The sequence below is a fragment of the Aminivibrio sp. genome (assembly GCF_016756745.1).
Taxonomy (GTDB): Bacteria; Synergistota; Synergistia; order Synergistales; family Aminobacteriaceae; genus Aminivibrio.
Window position 1 is genome coordinate 1 of record NZ_JAESIH010000076.1, and the last position, 16,234, is coordinate 16,234.

13 protein-coding genes and 1 riboswitch are annotated in these 16,234 nt (G+C 59.7%); of the genes, 1 reads left to right on the top strand and 12 read right to left on the bottom strand.

Going from position 1 to position 16,234, the window contains the following annotated elements; translation table 11 throughout:
- Positions 1-588: 588 nt before the first annotated feature.
- From JMJ95_RS12850 to JMJ95_RS12860, 3 genes are all read right to left on the bottom strand, one after another.
- Positions 589-1,749, bottom strand: coding sequence for an ABC transporter substrate-binding protein (locus JMJ95_RS12850; RefSeq protein ID WP_243833959.1), 1,161 nt, complete (start codon positions 1,747-1,749; stop codon positions 589-591).
- Between the two features lie 178 nt (positions 1,750-1,927).
- Positions 1,928-2,521, bottom strand: a complete 594-nt coding sequence (locus JMJ95_RS12855) for a hypothetical protein (protein WP_133959159.1) — start codon at positions 2,519-2,521, stop codon at positions 1,928-1,930.
- Between the two features lie 60 nt (positions 2,522-2,581).
- Positions 2,582-3,760, bottom strand: coding sequence for a coenzyme F420-0:L-glutamate ligase (locus JMJ95_RS12860; protein WP_290686057.1), 1,179 nt, complete (start codon positions 3,758-3,760; stop codon positions 2,582-2,584).
- 218 nt (positions 3,761-3,978) lie between these two features.
- On the opposite strand from JMJ95_RS12860, the gene JMJ95_RS12865 reads away from it, so the two are divergent.
- Positions 3,979-5,580: a transposase gene (locus JMJ95_RS12865; protein ID WP_290686060.1), complete on the top strand. Its 1,602-nt coding sequence runs from the start codon at positions 3,979-3,981 to the stop codon at positions 5,578-5,580.
- Positions 5,581-5,919: 339 nt separating this feature from the next.
- Here JMJ95_RS12865 and JMJ95_RS12870 read toward each other — a convergent pair whose 3' ends face one another.
- The 9 genes from JMJ95_RS12870 to JMJ95_RS12910 form a co-directional block, all read right to left on the bottom strand.
- On the bottom strand, positions 5,920-6,996 hold the full coding sequence (locus JMJ95_RS12870; protein WP_290686062.1) for an ABC transporter ATP-binding protein: 1,077 nt from the start codon (positions 6,994-6,996) through the stop codon (positions 5,920-5,922).
- The gene (locus JMJ95_RS12875; protein ID WP_290686065.1) at positions 6,996-8,693 is read right to left on the bottom strand and encodes an iron ABC transporter permease; all 1,698 of its coding nucleotides are present in this window, start codon (positions 8,691-8,693) and stop codon (positions 6,996-6,998) included. Before JMJ95_RS12875 ends, JMJ95_RS12870 begins: the two co-directional genes overlap by 1 nt.
- A 108-nt stretch (positions 8,694-8,801) precedes the next feature.
- A complete protein-coding gene (locus JMJ95_RS12880; RefSeq protein WP_290686068.1) occupies positions 8,802-9,809 on the bottom strand; it encodes an ABC transporter substrate-binding protein in 1,008 nt (335 codons plus the stop codon).
- Between the two features lie 294 nt (positions 9,810-10,103).
- On the bottom strand, positions 10,104-11,150 hold the full coding sequence (locus JMJ95_RS12885; RefSeq protein WP_290686071.1) for a TRAP transporter substrate-binding protein: 1,047 nt from the start codon (positions 11,148-11,150) through the stop codon (positions 10,104-10,106).
- A gap of 203 nt (positions 11,151-11,353) precedes the next feature.
- A complete protein-coding gene (locus JMJ95_RS12890; protein WP_290686074.1) occupies positions 11,354-12,670 on the bottom strand; it encodes a TRAP transporter large permease subunit in 1,317 nt (438 codons plus the stop codon).
- A gap of 15 nt (positions 12,671-12,685) precedes the next feature.
- Complete coding sequence (locus tag JMJ95_RS12895) at positions 12,686-13,168, bottom strand: TRAP transporter small permease subunit (RefSeq protein WP_290686077.1); 483 nt, start codon at positions 13,166-13,168, stop codon at positions 12,686-12,688.
- Positions 13,169-13,291: 123 nt separating this feature from the next.
- Entirely contained in the window at positions 13,292-14,023 is a 732-nt protein-coding gene (locus JMJ95_RS12900; protein ID WP_290686079.1) for a response regulator, read from the bottom strand.
- A 19-nt stretch (positions 14,024-14,042) separates the two neighbouring features.
- Positions 14,043-14,157, bottom strand: a riboswitch (molybdenum cofactor riboswitch).
- A gap of 128 nt (positions 14,158-14,285) precedes the next feature.
- Positions 14,286-14,483: a sulfur carrier protein ThiS gene (gene thiS / locus JMJ95_RS12905; protein ID WP_290686082.1), complete on the bottom strand. Its 198-nt coding sequence runs from the start codon at positions 14,481-14,483 to the stop codon at positions 14,286-14,288.
- The coding region (locus tag JMJ95_RS12910; protein ID WP_290686084.1) for an aldehyde ferredoxin oxidoreductase C-terminal domain-containing protein at positions 14,480-16,234 on the bottom strand (1,755 nt) is incomplete at its 5' end. The genes thiS and JMJ95_RS12910, both read right to left, overlap by 4 nt.

Below are 16,234 nucleotides of genomic sequence, written 5' to 3' on the forward strand. Positions count from 1 at the left end.
CTCTGTACCCTCTTTACCGCTTCAAGTTTGAAATCCGGCGTGTAATATTTGCCCATCTTCTGCAGCCCCTCTCTGATCTCCAGTATATCGTCTCTTTATACTGTCCATCAAATCGGGGGCAGGGCACTATGCTCTGCGGGAAGGGGAAGGAGGGGTGGTATATGGATTAGTCCTCTCTTCCTCGCAGGACGGAAAGAGGAAAAGCGCAACGGCTGAAAAGAAAGAGCAAAGCGAAAGAAAGACGCCGAGTCCGTCAAAAGACCATCCATGGCGTGGTTCCTTGAAACACAGAAAGCAGGAGAGGCCTGTTTATGATGATCCGGATCCATTGGAAGCTTACGATGATGCTTATACCGGGAGTATTTACGGTGTTCGTGTTTCATAAAAAAGAAGGACAGGGGGTGACATTTTCCCTGTCTCTTGACAGGGATGCCCGTTCCGGCTGCTTGAAGCGGAAACCGGACGGGCAGGGATGACCTTCTCCTTTTCCATCCGGCGGAGGATACCAGTCAATATCCCATGCCGATCCGGGAAACAAAAAAAGGAGGACGGGAAAATCCCCGTCCTCCTTTTGTCCTGTCAGGCTTCTTATTCGGGCTTGACCTTCTTGAAGAACACGGCCTTCTTGGTGGCGATGTCTGACGCAAGCATGATGCCGTCCTTGTCCTTGGGATTGTGGAACTCGTCCATGGTCAGAGTGGCGTGCATGAGCTTCAGACCCTTTGTGGCCTCGAGGGCGTCCCGGATCTTCACGGGGTCGTCGCTGCCGGCCCGCTCGATGGCGTCCTTCACCCAGTAGACGCTGTCGTATGCCATGACGGCGTTCATGAACTCCATGGCCTCGGTGCCCGTCTGCTCTTCGTACTTGCGGAAGAAGTCGGCGAGGGCAGGGTCGGCCTTGTCCACGTGGCTCACCCAGTAGCTCTCCCTCATGGCGTCTCCGGCAATCTCCCACATGAAGTCGCCGTAGCCGTCGCCGCCGACGATGGGAATTTCGATGCCCAGGTCGCGGGCCTGCTTCACTGCCAGGGGAAGGGCTTTGCCCATGGTGGGTATCACGAGTACGTCGGGGTTGGCATCCTTGATGACCGTAAGCTGGGCGCGGAAGTCCACATCCTGCTCCCGGTGTCCTTCGTCGGCCACGATCTCTCCGCCGTACTCCTTGAAGGATTTCGTGAAGAATTCGCGGAGGCCGTGGGAGTAGTCGCTGGACACGTCATAAAGCACCGCCGCCTTCTTCTTTCCGAGGTCCCTTGCGGCAAAGTGGGCGATCATCTTGCCCTGGTAGGGATCAAGGAAGCAGATGCGGAAGTTGTAGGGGCGGACCTGTCCCTTCTCGTCCACGGTGACCAGGGGGTTCGTGGGGAGCGTTCCGATGTGGGGAACCTTGCCGCGGTTGAACACCGGGGCGGCGGCGATGCACAGGCCGCTTCCGCTGGGTCCGATGACCACGCTGACCTTGTCCTGTTCCACAAGGCGCCGCGCGGCGTTGACCATGTCCTCCTGCCGGGTGCGGCAGTCGTACATGATGACTTCCACCGGCCTGCCGAGGATGCCGCCGGCGGCGTTGATTTCCGCCACGGCAATCTTCACCGATTCGACCTCAGCCACGCCGTAAGCGGCGAAGTCACCCGTTACCGTCGCAATTTCACCGATCCGGATCGGATCCGCCGCAAAAGCGGGCACGGCAAAAAGACATACAAGGGACACCAACACCATTGCCTTCCGAATGCTGCCGAAACTCCTCATTCTTCCTACCTCCTCACATAATATGGTACCTATCGGGACAGGATAACGCACTCGGGTCCGGGCAGACGGGAAAGCCGGCCGCCGAACCTCACTGTGGAGAAAAAATAAAACAACATTGGAAACAAAATCTACGCATGACACGAACAATGATACTACAGGAGACCGGTTTCCGCATCCGTCATTCCTTCGGAACATAGAGCCCCGCGGGGTTGGACCCGGCAAGGCCGGCCTGAAGAAGATGGTCCGGCACAGGCGAAAGAGCGGCGGCCTGCTCCTCGCTGAGCAGAGGATAATATGGCAGCAGATTGAAACCGTCGGCTATGTACTCGAGATCCTCTTCTCCGTCCGCCCATCCCCGCCCGTCGTACCGCTCCAGCTTCAGGGGGCGGGAATAAGCCCTGAGAGTTTTCTGCCCCAGGGTGTTGAAATAGAAATCAAAATAGGACATGGCCAGTTCACGGAGGCTCCGGTACACTGGTTCCCGGAAGCGGAGGGTGGTGAAGTTGGACTTCGCCACAGCTCCCCAGCACCCCCTCTCCCGGAAGACGGCGATCACATGATCATCGTCGTTCCAGGCACGGAGGTCCACCAGCAGCGGCGGGTATCCAAGCTCCCGGAGGCAGGCCGCTGCAAACAGGGCCCCTTCGAAGCAGTGGGCTGATTTCTCTGAATAGACCCTTGCCGGGGGCTTGCACTCCTCCACCGCGTTATAGGGGATGGAGTCAAGGAAACGCTGTATTTCTGAAGGGTTTGCGAAACATGGCCTGAACATGGGATCACCCCCCGGGGAAAAAATTGCCGGAAGGCACGGATCCTTCCGGCATGGTCAGAATCAGTCGTCCAGGTAGGAATCGAAGTAGCCGGAAATATGGATCACCGGAGTCCCCTTGTCCCCGGACCCGGACGTGAGGTCGCAGAGGGATCCGACGAGGTCCGTAAGCCTCCGGGGAGTCGTCCCGAGGGTGGAATGGCTGAACCGGTCCATGGTGCCCTTGGCCCGAATGGCGTCCCGAACCGCCTCCTCCGGGGACTTGTCCCCCGAATTGTCAGCGATATACTTGAGCTTGATCTCCTTCGGCATTCCGTCGAGACCGTCGGTGTAGCCGGGTGAAACCACGGGATCGGCCAGTTCCCAGATGCCGCAGACGGGGTCCTTGAAGGCGCCGTCGCCGTAGACGAGGACCTCCATATGTTTTCCTGTCCGCGCCTGAAATTCCTTCTGAAGGTCCAGGGCGAACCTGCGGCTGTCCCTGGGGAAAAGCTTCACCGTCCCGTCGCTCGTGAAATTCGACCCCAGCAGCCCAAACTCGGGATTGTACCCCATGCCGTCCCTGTGGGGCTCCGAGCAGAGCTGGTCGAGGGACACTACCAGGGCCCCCGCCTGCTCCAGTATCTCCCTGTGGAGATGCCGGGCATGGATGCTGGCGGCGATGACGGTGTTCGAGAATTTCAGGGCGGCCAGCGGTGTATTCGCAAAGTGGATTTCTACCCTGCCGGGATCCATCTCCCTGTAGTACCTCACGTAATCCACCCCGGTAAAGGGGTGGAGGTAGCGGCCAAAAACCTCCTCATATTCCTGTTCGCCGAAAAGACCGTCTTTCAGCCTGCCGCTTCTGAGGAAGAACTCCCGGGGGTCCATGACCAGGTTCCCCACCTCGTCGGCGGGGTAGGAAAGAAGAATGTGGACCTTCCCCCGAACGCCCCTGACAATGCCTTTCAGGATCTGCCCGAACCGGTTCCGGCTGAGAATCGGGAACAGGAGGGCCACGTCGCCCTCCGGCACCTTGCGGCGGACGTCTTCGGCAATGTCTTCCAGGGTGGCGTAGTTTCCCTGGGCTCGTGCCAGGAGGGATTCCGTCACGCCGACGATGTCGCGGTCACGGAGAGGGAAAGGGTCGCGGGGGCATTCCGATGCTTGTATCAGTTCCGAGGAGACGATGTCCACGAGGTCGGCACCCCTGGAAATGACGGGGAGCCGGATTCCCCGCGAAGCGGCGCCTATGTAGCGCATGGGGCCTCATTCCTTCCGAAGAGGTATGGTGGGCGGCCGCAGAGAATCAAATTCCGGGCCTGAAGTATTGTATCATTTTTCCGCCGGGCGGCAAAAGAGAGGAACCGGTCCCTAAATCCACACCCTGAAAAATAAAAAACCTCTCTGGACTGTTCGGAGAACAGTGGTAAGGTAGTGTTTACAAAGACAATACCCTTCACCAGAGAGGTGCGTTCATTATGACGGAAACGGCGAAGAAAATCCACATCGAACTGAAGGGCGGGGAAAGCGGCATCACATCCTTCGCAGGACTCTGGCCGGCAGTGGAACTCTTTCGAAAATCGGGGCTTCCCGAAGTCATCGACAGCGCCGTAGGAGCCAGATCTTCGAGGGGTTTTCGTGACAGCGACCATATCCTTTCCCTTATCCTTCTCCATCTCGCCGGAGGAAGCGCGTCGGACCACCTCCCCTTCCTGAAGGAGAAACTGTCCTTCGGGAAGCTCGGCATATCCGTCCCCTCGCCGAGCGCGGTGAGGAAGTGGCTGAATGAATTCCACAACTGCGAGGAGGACGGGAAGCGGGGAATGGGGAAAGCCTTCATCCCCGAAGAGAACGGATACCTCAAGGGATTGGGGACAGTGCTCACCCGTCTCTTCGCCTTTGCGGTGAAAAGCGCGCCCCGGAAGCACATCACCCTCGACCAGGACGCCACGTTCATCGAGACGGAAGAGAGCGGGGCCAACTGGAACTACAAGGGAGAGAAAAGCTACCAGGCTCTGAACACCTACTGTCCCGAATACGACCTGGCAGCGGGAACGAGGTACGGCGACGGAAACGTTCCCCCCGGATGGAAGCAGAAAGAGGAACTGGAACGGATCCTTGAAAGCCTGCCTGAAGAAGTAAAGGGAGTCTCCCTCCGGAGCGCCGGCGCCGGATACCGGACGGACCTTCTCGCCTGGTGCACCGAAGGGAAGCATGAGCGGTTCGGATACATCCCCGTCGGGATCTCCTGCCCTGTGGGCGAGGAGTTCAAGAAGGCGGTGCGGGCCGTACCCGAAGAAGACTGGAAGCCCCTGTGCAGAGCGGAAAGAAACGGAACAACCGGAACAACCGGAGGAGAAACTCACTCCGCACACCCTGTCCAGGAATGGGCTGAAATCGTCTATGTACCCGCCGGCCTCGGAAGAAAGAAACACGGCCGGGACTACCGGTTTCTCGCCGTCCGGGAACGATGGGACGGTCGGTTTCCCCCCGAAAAGGAACGGGAGGAAGAAGGGAAAGGGGATTCATCTCTTCCCGGAGAGCAGCTCTACTTCACGGAAGCCATCCGGCATCTGGAAGAAGAGGTTCCCGGAGTCAAAAAGCTCCACCTCCTGGAGCCGGGAGGGAGAATCTACAAAACCTTCGGCATCGTCACCAACATCGAGGACGGAGCGGACGGAGAGAACTTCGGCTACGGAAAGGGAGACCTCATGGACGGGGAGAAAATCATCCGGTGGCAGAGGAAGCGGAGCGGCAAGGCGGAGGAGATCCACCACATCCTCAAGGACGAACTCGGGGGAGGGCACATCCCGTCCAAACGGTTCGGAGCGAATGCCGCATGGTGGACCATAGCCGTCCTTGCCCTGAACCTCCACAACCTGATGAAGCGCCGTCTTCTGCCGGAGGAATATGGGAAAAGCAGGCCGAAAAGCCTCCGGTTTCTCCTCTACACCATGGTGGGGAAAATAGTGACGCACGGGAGACGGACCGTGCTGAAGATCTGGACGGGAGACCGGGGAGGAAGTCTCTTCGTCTCCGTCATGAAGAGACTGGAGCTGCTGCAGTCCATGCCGGACTGAAGAAGAGCCGGTGCAGTCCCATAGACCACCATCGCCACGGAAGAACGTCTTCCGTGCAGATGGAGATATCCACAAAACAGGAGAAAAAGCGAAAAGAAGACACAAACAGGAAGAAAGAATCAGAACAGGGAAACAAAGACACCTCGTTTCCCCGTTCGGTCATGGTTTCCTTCACTTGAGAAAACGAACCTGCGGATTTGGGCGGTCCCTAAATCCGCAGGCAGCGGGGGGAAAGGAACGGGATCAATATGAGGGCAGATTTCCACCGCGGAGGCGGAATCACGCAAGAAGCCGGAGGAATTGCTCCTCCGGCTTCTTGCGTGATTCCGGCCGAAAGCCTCAGGCCTGCAGCGCCACCGCCACGGCGGGGTCGAAAGAGAGGCTGAGGCGTTCTCCTTCGGCCCACATCCTTTTCCCGGGAAGAAAGGGATCGAAGGAAAGGACCGTCTGGCCGCTCTCCAGAGAAACCTCGTACTCCATGCGCCCGCCGAGGAAGGTGGCTGTGAGGACAGATCCCTTCATCCCCTCCCCCTCGGAGGGCAAGAGGTTTTCGGGCCGGACGACCACCGCCGCCGTGTCTCCGGGAGCAAGGAATGCGTTTTTAACGGCCCGAACAGGGACGGTGATCCCGGCAAGGGCGACGGAGACCATCCCGTTCTCCGCGGAAAGGACCTCTCCGGGAATGATATTCGCCTGCCCGATGAAATCCGCCACAAAGAGAGAGCTCGGGTCGCTGTAGATCTCCATGGGCGCCCCGATCTGCTCCACTTTTCCCCTGTTCATCACCATGATCCTGTCGGACATGGTGAGGGCCTCCCCCTGGTCGTGGGTGACATAGAGGCAGGTGATGTTCAGGTGTTTCTGGATCCTCCGTATCTCGGTGCGCATGTGGATTCGCAGCTTGGCATCGAGGTTGGACAGCGGCTCGTCCATGAGGAGGACCCTCGGCTGGAGGACAAGCACCCGTGCCAGGGCCACCCGCTGCTGCTCTCCCCCCGAAAGCTGGTTCGGGAAGCGTTTTTCCGCCTTCGTCAGGCCCACGAGGTCAAGACCCTCCCTGACCTTGCGGCGGATCTCCTCCTCCCTGTCCCCCTTGACCCGAAGACCGTAGGCCACGTTCTCGAAGACGCTCATGTGGGGAAACAGGGCGTAGTTCTGGAAGACAAAGCCGATATCCCTTCTGTTCACGGGTACGTTGGTCACGTCCTGGCCGTCGATGGTGATGGTTCCCCCGGAGGGTATTTCGAACCCCGCCACCATCCTCAGAGTGGTGGTCTTTCCGCACCCGGACGGGCCGAGAAAGGTGACCATCTCTCCCGGCGCCACCGTCATGGAGACGTTGTCCACCGCCCGGACACGTTCCCGGTCCTTCCGGAATATTTTCGACACGTTCGAGAGTTCGAGTGTAACGGCCATCAGCCTCGGCCTCCTTCGCCGGAAATACGCCTCGTTGCGAAGCGGGTCAGGCCCGTCAGGACGGCTGTGGCGCCGAAGACGAGCAGAATCAGAACGACCGAAAAGGCGCATGCCTGAGCGAACTGCAGCTCCGTCATGCACTCGAGAATACGGGTGGTGAGCAGGCTCCACCGGACGGACACCAGAAATATGGTGGCGCTGATGGCGGTCATGCAGTGGATGAACAGGTAGCGCATCCCCATGAGCACCGCCGGTACCACCAGGGGGACGGTAACCCGGAAGAAGGTCCTGGCCGCCCCGGCGCCGAGACTGGCCGACGCCTCCTCGATGGAGGGATCGATCTGGTGGAGGGATGCGATCACGGCCCGTATGCCCGCGGCGTGGTAGCGGAACATGTACGCCGCCACGAGAATGGTCATGGTGCCGGTGAGCAGGATGGGTTTTTCATTGAAGGCGATGACGTAGGCTATGCCCACCACCGTTCCGGGAAGGGCATAGTTCAGCATGGAAAAGAATTCCATGGCCCGGGTGCCGAAAAACCGCTTCCGCTGGGCGATATAGCCCACCACCACGGCCATGAGACCGCCGAGGGGAGTGGCCACCGCCGCGATGGACAGGGTGTCCAGAATGGCCTTGCGCCCGTGGGTGAACACGTAATGAAAATTCTCCCAGGTCATGGAGTTGTCCACGCCCCAGACCTTCACCAGGGCTCCCCAAAGGATCAGTGAATAAAGATAGAGGATGAAGGCGGTGACGGCAAAGCATACTCCGAGCACGAGCCCCTCCGCGAGCTTCCCCTTGCTCTTGAAGCCCGAACGGCTTCCCGTCTTCCCGCTGATGGTCACGTAGCTCTTCTTCCCGACCCAGAAACGCTGAAGGAAATAGACCCCCATGGCGGGCAGAAGAAGCAGGAAGGAGAGGGCCGCTCCTCCCCGAAGGTCATAGAGCCCCGTGATCTGAAGGTACGCCTGGGTGGGAAGCACGGGAAAGCTGTGCCCCCCCAGCACCAGGGGGGTGGCGAAATCCGCCAGGGAGCTGGCGAAGAGCAGGAGCACCGAATTGGCGATCCCCGGAGTGGACAGGGGAAGGGTCACCGTCCTGAAAACCCTTCCCGGCGAAGCTCCCAGGGAGAGCCCGGCGTCCTCGAGGTTCGGGTCTATGGCGGAGAGCACCGCCGCCAGCGTGAGAAAGGAGACGGGGAAGTAGGTCAGCGTCTCGGACATCCAGGTGCCCCAGAACCCGTAGAAGTTGAAGTTCTCTATGCCGAAGAACTTCAGGAGGATACCGTTGGGCCCCAGGGAAAGGGTCAGGGCGATGCTGCTGGTGAAGGGGGGTGAGATGAGGGGCAGCGTGGTGACCGCGCCGAGAAACCATTTCAGCCAGGAGGGGAGGGAAATCCTGGTGACGGCGAAGGCATAAATGTAGCCGAGCACGGTTCCGGACACCGAGACGGCCGTGGCGAGCCAGAGGCTGTTCAGAAAGGCCTGCCTGTCGTACCAGCTGTCGAGAACCGCCCCGAGGTTCGCGAAGGAAAGCTGTCCATCCACCATGAAGGTGGTCAGAAAAAGCCGAAGGAGGGGGTACAGGACGAAGACCGCCAGGGAAATCCAGATGGCGGCAAGGGCAGGGAGAAGGGCCGGGTCCCGTTTCAGCGGCGAAACCTTCTCCGGAGCGGAGAGCGCAGATGTTTGATTCATGGCGTCATTCTCCTTGAGTGAGCTGTAATGCATCCCGAAGAGGGAAAAAGCCCCGGCGGGAGAAACTCCCGCCGGGGATGGGAACTGCGTCGTTTTCCCGGAAATGTCCTACTTGATGACTTCGTTGATCCAGCGGTCCACGAAGGCCTTCCGGTTCTCGCCCTTCCAGGTCACGTCCACTTCCACCAGGTTGACCTTCGAAAGGTCGAGGGCCGGGTTGGTCACTTCCACGTCGCCCCGGGTGGGAATGTAGTTGATCTTTTTGTCCACAAGCAGCTGGGCGAAGGTTTTTGAAGAAACCCAGTCCATGAACTTTTTGGCGTTTTCCAGATTTCTAGCCCCCGTCAGGATGCCCGTGGCCTCGATGCCGTAGGAGACACCTTCCTTCGGGTAGCTGATCACGACCGGATACCCCTGCTGCTGGATGTCCAGGGCGTCCACGATATAGAAAATGCCCGAAGCCGCCTGCCCCGTCGCCACGGGCATGGCGCCGCCGGCACCGCTCTTGGTGTACATCTGGATGTTCTGGTGAAGTTTCTTCTGGTAGGCGAAGGCCTCATCCTCGCCCATGATCTTCACCAGGGAGTAGATCCGCTCCGTGGCGGTACCGGAGGTCCGGGCGTCGGCCATCTGGAGGCCGTTCTTGTAGGCGGGGTCGAGGAGATCGTACCAGGAGGAGGGGGGTTCAAGCCCCTTGTCCGCCAGGAATTTCGTGTTGGTGAGGAAGACCAGCGGGATGATGCCGATGCCGGTCCAGTAGTTCTCTTTCGAGCGGAACTTGTCGGGGATGCCGTCAGCCCCGGCTGGTTTGTAGGCCTCGAAGACCCCTTCCTTGACCCCCGCCTCGTAGGTGTCCGCCGGCCCGCCGAGGAGCATGTCCACCTGAGGGTTGTTCTTCTCGGCCACCACCCTGGCGAGAGCCTCTCCGGAGGAGAATCTCATGAAATTCACCTTGATCCCCGTTTCGGCGGAAAAGGCCTCGAATACCTGGGAGGCATACTTCTCCGGCATGATCGTGTACGCGTTGAGTTCTCCCGAAGCGTACGCTCCCCCCGCCATGACGGCCACCACGAAAAGCGAAGCGATGACGACTCTGAGTTTGGACAAACCGATCATCTCCTTCTTTTTTGGTATGCACTGTAAACGGTTTCTTTCCGCCCCCTTATTATGGCCCCGGAGCTCCCGTTTCGCAACATGAACCTGGAAACCTGAATCCGCTCCCCCGCGGGGATGGCGAATTCACCTTATGTGCCCGGCGACACTCCCTCTGCCTGAAAGGTTTGCGGATTTAGGGGAAGGAAAGTAAAAAGGAAAAAAGTACCCGCTCCTCTCCTCACACGACGCAAGAAAAGCGGGATCCGCCTCCTGCGCTGATCCCGCTTTGTGTCTTTTCCTGTTTCCTTTCGGGGATTACTTGGAGTAGCCGAGTTCCTTCGCTTCGTCCTTGTAGCCGAGATCCCAGAGAACCGTGCGGTAGATCTCGAGGAATTCCTTGCCCTCGGGGGTCTTGCCGCACTCATCGACCACGAGCTTGTGTCCCACGCTCCGGGCCTTGGCCTCGTCCTCGGGGCTCCATCTCACCACTTTGATGTTTGGCATTTCCTTCCACTTTTCCCGGGCCTTGATCTCATGGACGTAGACCATGGCGGAAAGGTAGCGGATGCGGTCCCGGGCGGCGATGACGATGTCCTTGTACTCCTGGGAAAGGGCGTTCCACCTGTCGGGGTTCACCACCAGGGGGAAGTACTCGCAGGTGCCGTTCTGGAAGGCGGGGTCCACCACGTAGGTCGCCACTTCGTGGAAGCCCATGCGCATGTTCTCATCCCAGAAGGTCCACTCGGCGGCGTCGATGTTCTTCGTCTGGAAGGCGGTGTAGATCTCGGGGGCGGAGAGGGAGACCGTGGTGCCGCCGAGAGCCCTGTAGAAAAGGGCGCCGAAGCCGGAGGAACGGATCTTCTTGCCCTTCACGTCATCGATGGTGTTGATGGGGGTGACGGACATGAGCTGCTCGTTGATGGGGCTGGTCATGGCGTGGCCGAGATACTTGATGCGGTGCTTGGCATAGAGCTTCTCGAACCAGGGCTCGAGCTTCTCCACCAGATAGGCGCCCTCCGCGAAGGTGCCGAGAGGGGAACCGGGCTGGGTGGTGAGTGTGAACAGGGGATCCTTGCCAGTCCAGTAGGCGCTGTAGACCATGGCGGCATCCACCACTCCGTTGGCCACGCCGTCGAAGGACTCGAACACGGGGAAAAGGACTCCGGCGGCGTAGGGCTCGATGACGAACTTGCCGCCGGACAGGGTCTTCACCGTCTCGCAGAATACTTCGGCGATCCGCTGCTGTTCCGTTCCGGGCATGGCGTGGGTCACCAGGCGCCATTTCACGTCCTGGGCAAGGGCCCCGTGGGCTCCCGCGAGAAGAAACACTACAGTCAGTACAAGTGCAAGGGTCTTTTTCATTGGGTCGGATTTCCTCCTTTTCTGGATATGGGTTCCGCTTTTCATGAACACTCCGGTGCGCCGTTTGTTTCGTTTACTCTTTGGCTGTTTTCCCTGCTTTCCTGGCGGCGCCGTTCGCACGCTCCTGAATCGCCCCCCCCTTTCGCTCCGGGCTGTCCTGTTTCAGAGTTCAATGTTCACGACGGGCTTCGGGCGTTGCGCCCCTACAGGCCCATGATGTATCTCGGAAGCCACATCACGATCTCGGGGAACATGAAAATGGTGGTGATGCAGACGATCTGCAGCAGAAGGAAGGGAACGCTCGCCTTGTAGATTTCGACGATATCCACGTCGGGAGGAGTGCATCCCTTCAGGTAGAACAGGCTGAAGCCGAAGGGGGGCGACAGGTAGGCGCTCTGGAGCAGCACGTTGAACGCCAGCCCCACCCACAGGGGATCGAAGCCCAGCCTGGACAGGATGGGGGCGATGATGGGAACGGCGAGGAAGATGATGGCCCCCGGTTCGAGGAACATTCCGAGGATGAAGATGAACACCGCGGACACGAGGAAGACCATGTTCGGGCCGCCGGGCATGTTCATGGCAATGTTGGTGATGAGGGTATTTCCGCCGAGCCCCGAGAAAACGGAACCGAAAGCTCCCGCACCGATCATGGTCCACCCGACCATGGCGGACACGCCGAGAGTCTCAAAACAGGAGGTATACACAATCTCCCAGGTAAGGCGCCTCTTCAGCATGCCGATCAGCAGCGCTCCCGCCGCTCCGAAGGCTGCCGCCTCCGTGGGGGTGGCCATGCCCATAAGGATGGACCCGAGGACCACGAAAATCAGCATACCGGGGAAGAAAACGCTCTTCATGGAGACCAGCTTTTCCTTCCACGTAGCCCGCTCGTCGGGGGGCAGGGAAGGGCAGAAATCCGGGTCGATAAGGCCCCGGATAAGGACATACCCGATGTACAGAATGGCGAGGAAGATGCCGGCGGAAAGTCCGCCCGCGAAAAGGCCGCCGATGGAGACGCCGGTGACGCAGCCGTAGAGCACCATGTTCGTGCTCGGCGGAATGAGCTGTCCCAGGGTTCCTGCGCCCATGACGCATCCCAGGGCCATGCGCTTGTTGTATCCGTGTTTCAGCATCTGGGGCAGGCCGATCAGACCGAGGCCGATGACCCCTGCCGCCACCACGCCTGAAACAGCCCCGAGGACCGCGCCTACGATCACGGTGGCCACGGCGAGGCCGCCCCGGAGTCCGCCGGACCATTTGAAGAAGGCGGAATAGAGGTCCTCCACCACGTTGGTCTTCTGGAGGATATAGGCCATGTAGATGAAGAGGGGAACGGCGATGATCACGAAATTGTTCATGGAGCCCCACGCCGCTGAGACGACGATGTTGAGCGCTCCGGGGCCCCAGAGGACGTAGGAGAATCCTATGGAGACGGCGGCGAGGGAGAACGCTATGGGTACCCCTCCCGCAAGGAGCACGAAAAGGGCGGCGAACATCAGAAGAGGGTACAGTTCACGGGCCATGGCGAATCTCCTCCGTCAGCTTGCTTTGCCGCCGGTCTTTTCCGGGCGGGCAAGAATGAGGGCAAGCATGTCCTTGAATGCCTGCCAGGAAATGAGGGCGCAGGAAATGGGAATGATCCAGCGGTACCACCATACCTCAGGATTGAAGGGCGTCTGGTGGGTTGACCGTTCCCGCATGAGGGTGGAGCGCCAGGCTCCGGGAACGCTCACCCAGATGAGCACCAGGGCGACGAAGAGCACCACCGCCTCGGCGAAAATGCCGAGAATCCGCTTCCACTTCGGGGGGAGGTAATGACTGAGCACGTCCACCGCCACATGCTTCTTTTCGAGGTGGCAGTAGGCGGAGCCGAGCATGAAAAAGGAGCCGTAAAGGAAAAGGGACACTTCAAAAGTCCAGATGGGGGTTTCGTTGTAAATATACGACTTCAGGGAGCTGTAGACGATGCCGACGATGAGCGGCAGAATCAGAAGTGACACGAGCTTTCCAAATCGCTGCATGGGCCGTCCTCCTTGCTGGATTGTTTCTCCTGAATTTTCAGCCGGCGGAGCCGTCCTGTGAACGGCGGAAAAATACCTCGGAATGCCGACAGAGTTCCAGTATAAAGACACGAAAGGTATCGTTCAATTATTCGATAATTTTGCGTGGTTTTGCTTCCTTTTGACAACGGGCCCCGTGGCAAAATACAACTTCTGGGGTCGCCCCACCGTGGTCAGTTCGAAATCCACTGCTACCTCCTCCCGCCGGACGAGAAGTTCCAGGTACCTGCGGGCGCTGGAGCGGGAAATGCCGAGCATCCGGCCTGCATCCGCCGCCGAAAGAGGTTTTCTCGATTCCTGGAGCAGTTTCCCCAGCCGGATGAGCAGGGTCTCCTGGAATCCCTTGGGAGCGCCCTCCGGAGCTCCGGAAAGCCGCTTCCTGAAACCGAGAAGGCGGTCGAGGTCCTCCTGCCGCCATGGCATATCCCTTCCCACCAGGCCGTGGTAATACTCGCTGTAGGCCGCCAGGGCCCTGGTGAGGCGCTCCCATTCGAAAGGCTTGATCAGGTAGTCGAAGGCTCCCGAACAGATGGCACCCCGGACGGTATCGGGTGATTTTTCCGACGAAAGGATGATGAAATCCACCCTCGGGAATTCCGCCCGCATGCGCCGGAACCCCTCCAGCCCGTTGAACCCGGGAAGGGCGATATCGAGAAGCACGAGATTTACCGTCGTTTTGGAAAGAAGCGGAGCGATCTCCTCCCCCTTTTCTGCGAAACCGGCAAAGGAATATCCCTGTCCTTCAAGAACCACATTCCGGTACAGGGTGCGAAGCATGGGATCAGGTTCCGCAATCAGCACTGGGAGCGAATACACCTTCCAACCTCCTTCACACAGGACATGGAACCGTCTTCCTTTCCCAAAGGAGGCGCCGCCGTTTCCCGCGGTACCCTGCCGGCCTTCCTCCATGGCCCCGCCGAAGGAGAAAAGGCTCGGAAGAAAATATAGAAAGTATTATACAGGATAACCCCGTTTGTCAAAATACCTGAAGAATAGCCCCGCTCTTCACGAAAAGAGCGGGGATTTCTTTCCAAAACTCGGAGGAGGACGATCCTGTGTCCCGGAACGGAAGTCCCGGTCAGCCCCCGCTGATCATGTGGATTGCCTGTACTTCCGCGCCGTCGGGTATACGGACGGAGGCAAACTCCTCCCTCTTGTGGGGAGTCCCGTTCACCCACACGGCAATCATGGGGAAAGTAAAGTTCCGCTCATCCAGCAGGTCCCGGATGGTCATGCCTTCCCTCCAGGGGAACTGCTCGCCGTTGACCCTGATCATGCCTTTTCCGCGGACCTCCAGTAGGGGTCGAGGACTTCAAGCACTTCGGGGCTGTCCAGCCCCAGGCGCTCCACCGTCTCCCTGGTCGGGACGCCGTTCCTGTCCCAGCCCCTCCGGGCATACACCGCGTCCACCAGCTTCTCCCATTCGCCCCGACGGTATTCCTGCAGCCGGGAGATCTTTTCCTCCGCCGTCAGTCCGTCTCCGGAGATGCCGGCCTCTTCGAGCTTCTTGTCGTAGTAGTCTTTCCGCACGTTCCATTCGTCCGGGAAGACGGGGCCCAGGGCACGGTCGGGGATGGTGTGTTCTTTCCGGGTTCCCTTGCCCATGCGGTAGTTGAAGATCCGCTCGTAGTTGTAGACCCGCTCGGACTGGAGAATCATGTCCTCCCTGCTCAGCGGTTTCCCCGTGACGGCTTCGTAGATGTCAAGGTAGTTCTGGACGTGTTCGGGCACTTTGGCCGCTTCGATGCCTTTGTACCGGATGCGGTTGTCTTCCGGCTCCACGTCGTTCCACGGCAGCTTGCAGACTCCGACCAGGGAGAACCAGAGGCGGAAGTTGGGAAAGTAGAACAGGGCCTCGGCCTTGTCTTCAAAGGTGGGGATCTGGTTGTTCACCATGTCCATGAAGATGACCCACGCTTCGTCGTGCTGGGGGCCCTTGAGGGTGAGGAAGTACCCTCCCCACTGGGCGACGGATTCCTGGCACCGGTACTGGGAGACTTCGAGCCCCTGTCCTTCCATGCCGATTTTCTCCATGATTGCCCGGTCGGCGCCGTACCGTTCGGCGAAGATGTCTTTCATTTTCCGGATGCCCTTCCCTACGGCGGCGGCGAAGTCGTCCCGGCCGTCCATCATGCGGTGGATGAGTTCAAGGAGGGCGTCCTTCGCTCCGAACCGGAGGTCGAGCCCGTTCGTGTGTTCTTTGGTGAGGAGCCCCAGTTCGTAGCATTCGCAGACGAAGGCGAGTCCGGTGCCCAGCGAGATGGTGTCCAGGGCGTAGTGGTCGGCGTAGTAGTTGGCTTCGATGGTCCACAGGGGGTCGAAGATCCCGACGTTGGGGCCGAGGCTGGCGGCGGTTTCGTATTCGGGACCGTCCACGGTGACTTTTTTGCCCCTGTCGGGGCCGGTGCGGAGCTCGAAGCCGTCCACGGTCTTGGCGCAGGCCATGGAGCAGCCGTACCAGCAGCCGTCGGCGCAGCCCCGGGTGAAGAGCTTTTTGTATTCTTCGGGGGTGATGGCCCCTACGGCGTCCGATCTGCCGTATTTGAAGTTGTTCACCGGCAGGATGTCGTAGTCGTTCATGATTTTGTTGAGGTGGGCGGTGCCGGTGGTGCGCATGCGGCACTGGACGTCGTCGTTCTTCCGGATTTCCCGGTGGAGCCTGGTCCCCACTTTCTGCAGGGTGCCGAGGTCGGCGGGGTCGTTTTCGGTTCCCGTGAATCCGCTTTTCCGGACGACGAGGGCGAGGATCCCCTTGTCCCGCAGTACGGTGCCGCCTCCTCCTCTTCCGGCCTGCTTGAGCCGGGCGACTTTTCTCCGGGGGTCGTAGAAGCTGACGTTGAGGGCTCCCCACCAGCTGTGCTCGGCGGCCCGGCCGGCGCTGACGACGGAGATGGAGGTTTTGTCGTCTTCGTCTTTGGCGAAGTAGTCATGCAGCGCCTCGGTGACGTCGTAGGCGTTCCGCCGGTCCGTCGGGGCGGCGTAGATGCGGATCGTTCCTTCGTCGCCGTCGATGGAGACAACCACGTC

What these genes read in the sequence shown, in the direction of transcription:
- JMJ95_RS12890 (WP_290686074.1), bottom strand. Translation starts at nt 12,670, where the DNA reads ATGGCCCGTGAACTGTACCCTCTTCTGATGTTCGCCGCCCTTTTCGTG.
- JMJ95_RS12860 (WP_290686057.1), bottom strand. Translation starts at nt 3,760, where the DNA reads ATGCGCTACATAGGCGCCGCTTCGCGGGGAATCCGGCTCCCCGTCATT.
- JMJ95_RS12855 (WP_133959159.1), bottom strand. Translation starts at nt 2,521, where the DNA reads ATGTTCAGGCCATGTTTCGCAAACCCTTCAGAAATACAGCGTTTCCTT.
- JMJ95_RS12850 (WP_243833959.1), bottom strand. Translation starts at nt 1,749, where the DNA reads ATGAGGAGTTTCGGCAGCATTCGGAAGGCAATGGTGTTGGTGTCCCTT.
- thiS (WP_290686082.1), bottom strand. Translation starts at nt 14,483, where the DNA reads ATGATCAGGGTCAACGGCGAGCAGTTCCCCTGGAGGGAAGGCATGACC.
- JMJ95_RS12865 (WP_290686060.1), top strand. Translation starts at nt 3,979, where the DNA reads ATGACGGAAACGGCGAAGAAAATCCACATCGAACTGAAGGGCGGGGAA.
- JMJ95_RS12885 (WP_290686071.1), bottom strand. Translation starts at nt 11,150, where the DNA reads ATGAAAAAGACCCTTGCACTTGTACTGACTGTAGTGTTTCTTCTCGCG.
- JMJ95_RS12875 (WP_290686065.1), bottom strand. Translation starts at nt 8,693, where the DNA reads ATGAATCAAACATCTGCGCTCTCCGCTCCGGAGAAGGTTTCGCCGCTG.
- JMJ95_RS12895 (WP_290686077.1), bottom strand. Translation starts at nt 13,168, where the DNA reads ATGCAGCGATTTGGAAAGCTCGTGTCACTTCTGATTCTGCCGCTCATC.
- JMJ95_RS12870 (WP_290686062.1), bottom strand. Translation starts at nt 6,996, where the DNA reads ATGGCCGTTACACTCGAACTCTCGAACGTGTCGAAAATATTCCGGAAG.
- JMJ95_RS12880 (WP_290686068.1), bottom strand. Translation starts at nt 9,809, where the DNA reads ATGATCGGTTTGTCCAAACTCAGAGTCGTCATCGCTTCGCTTTTCGTG.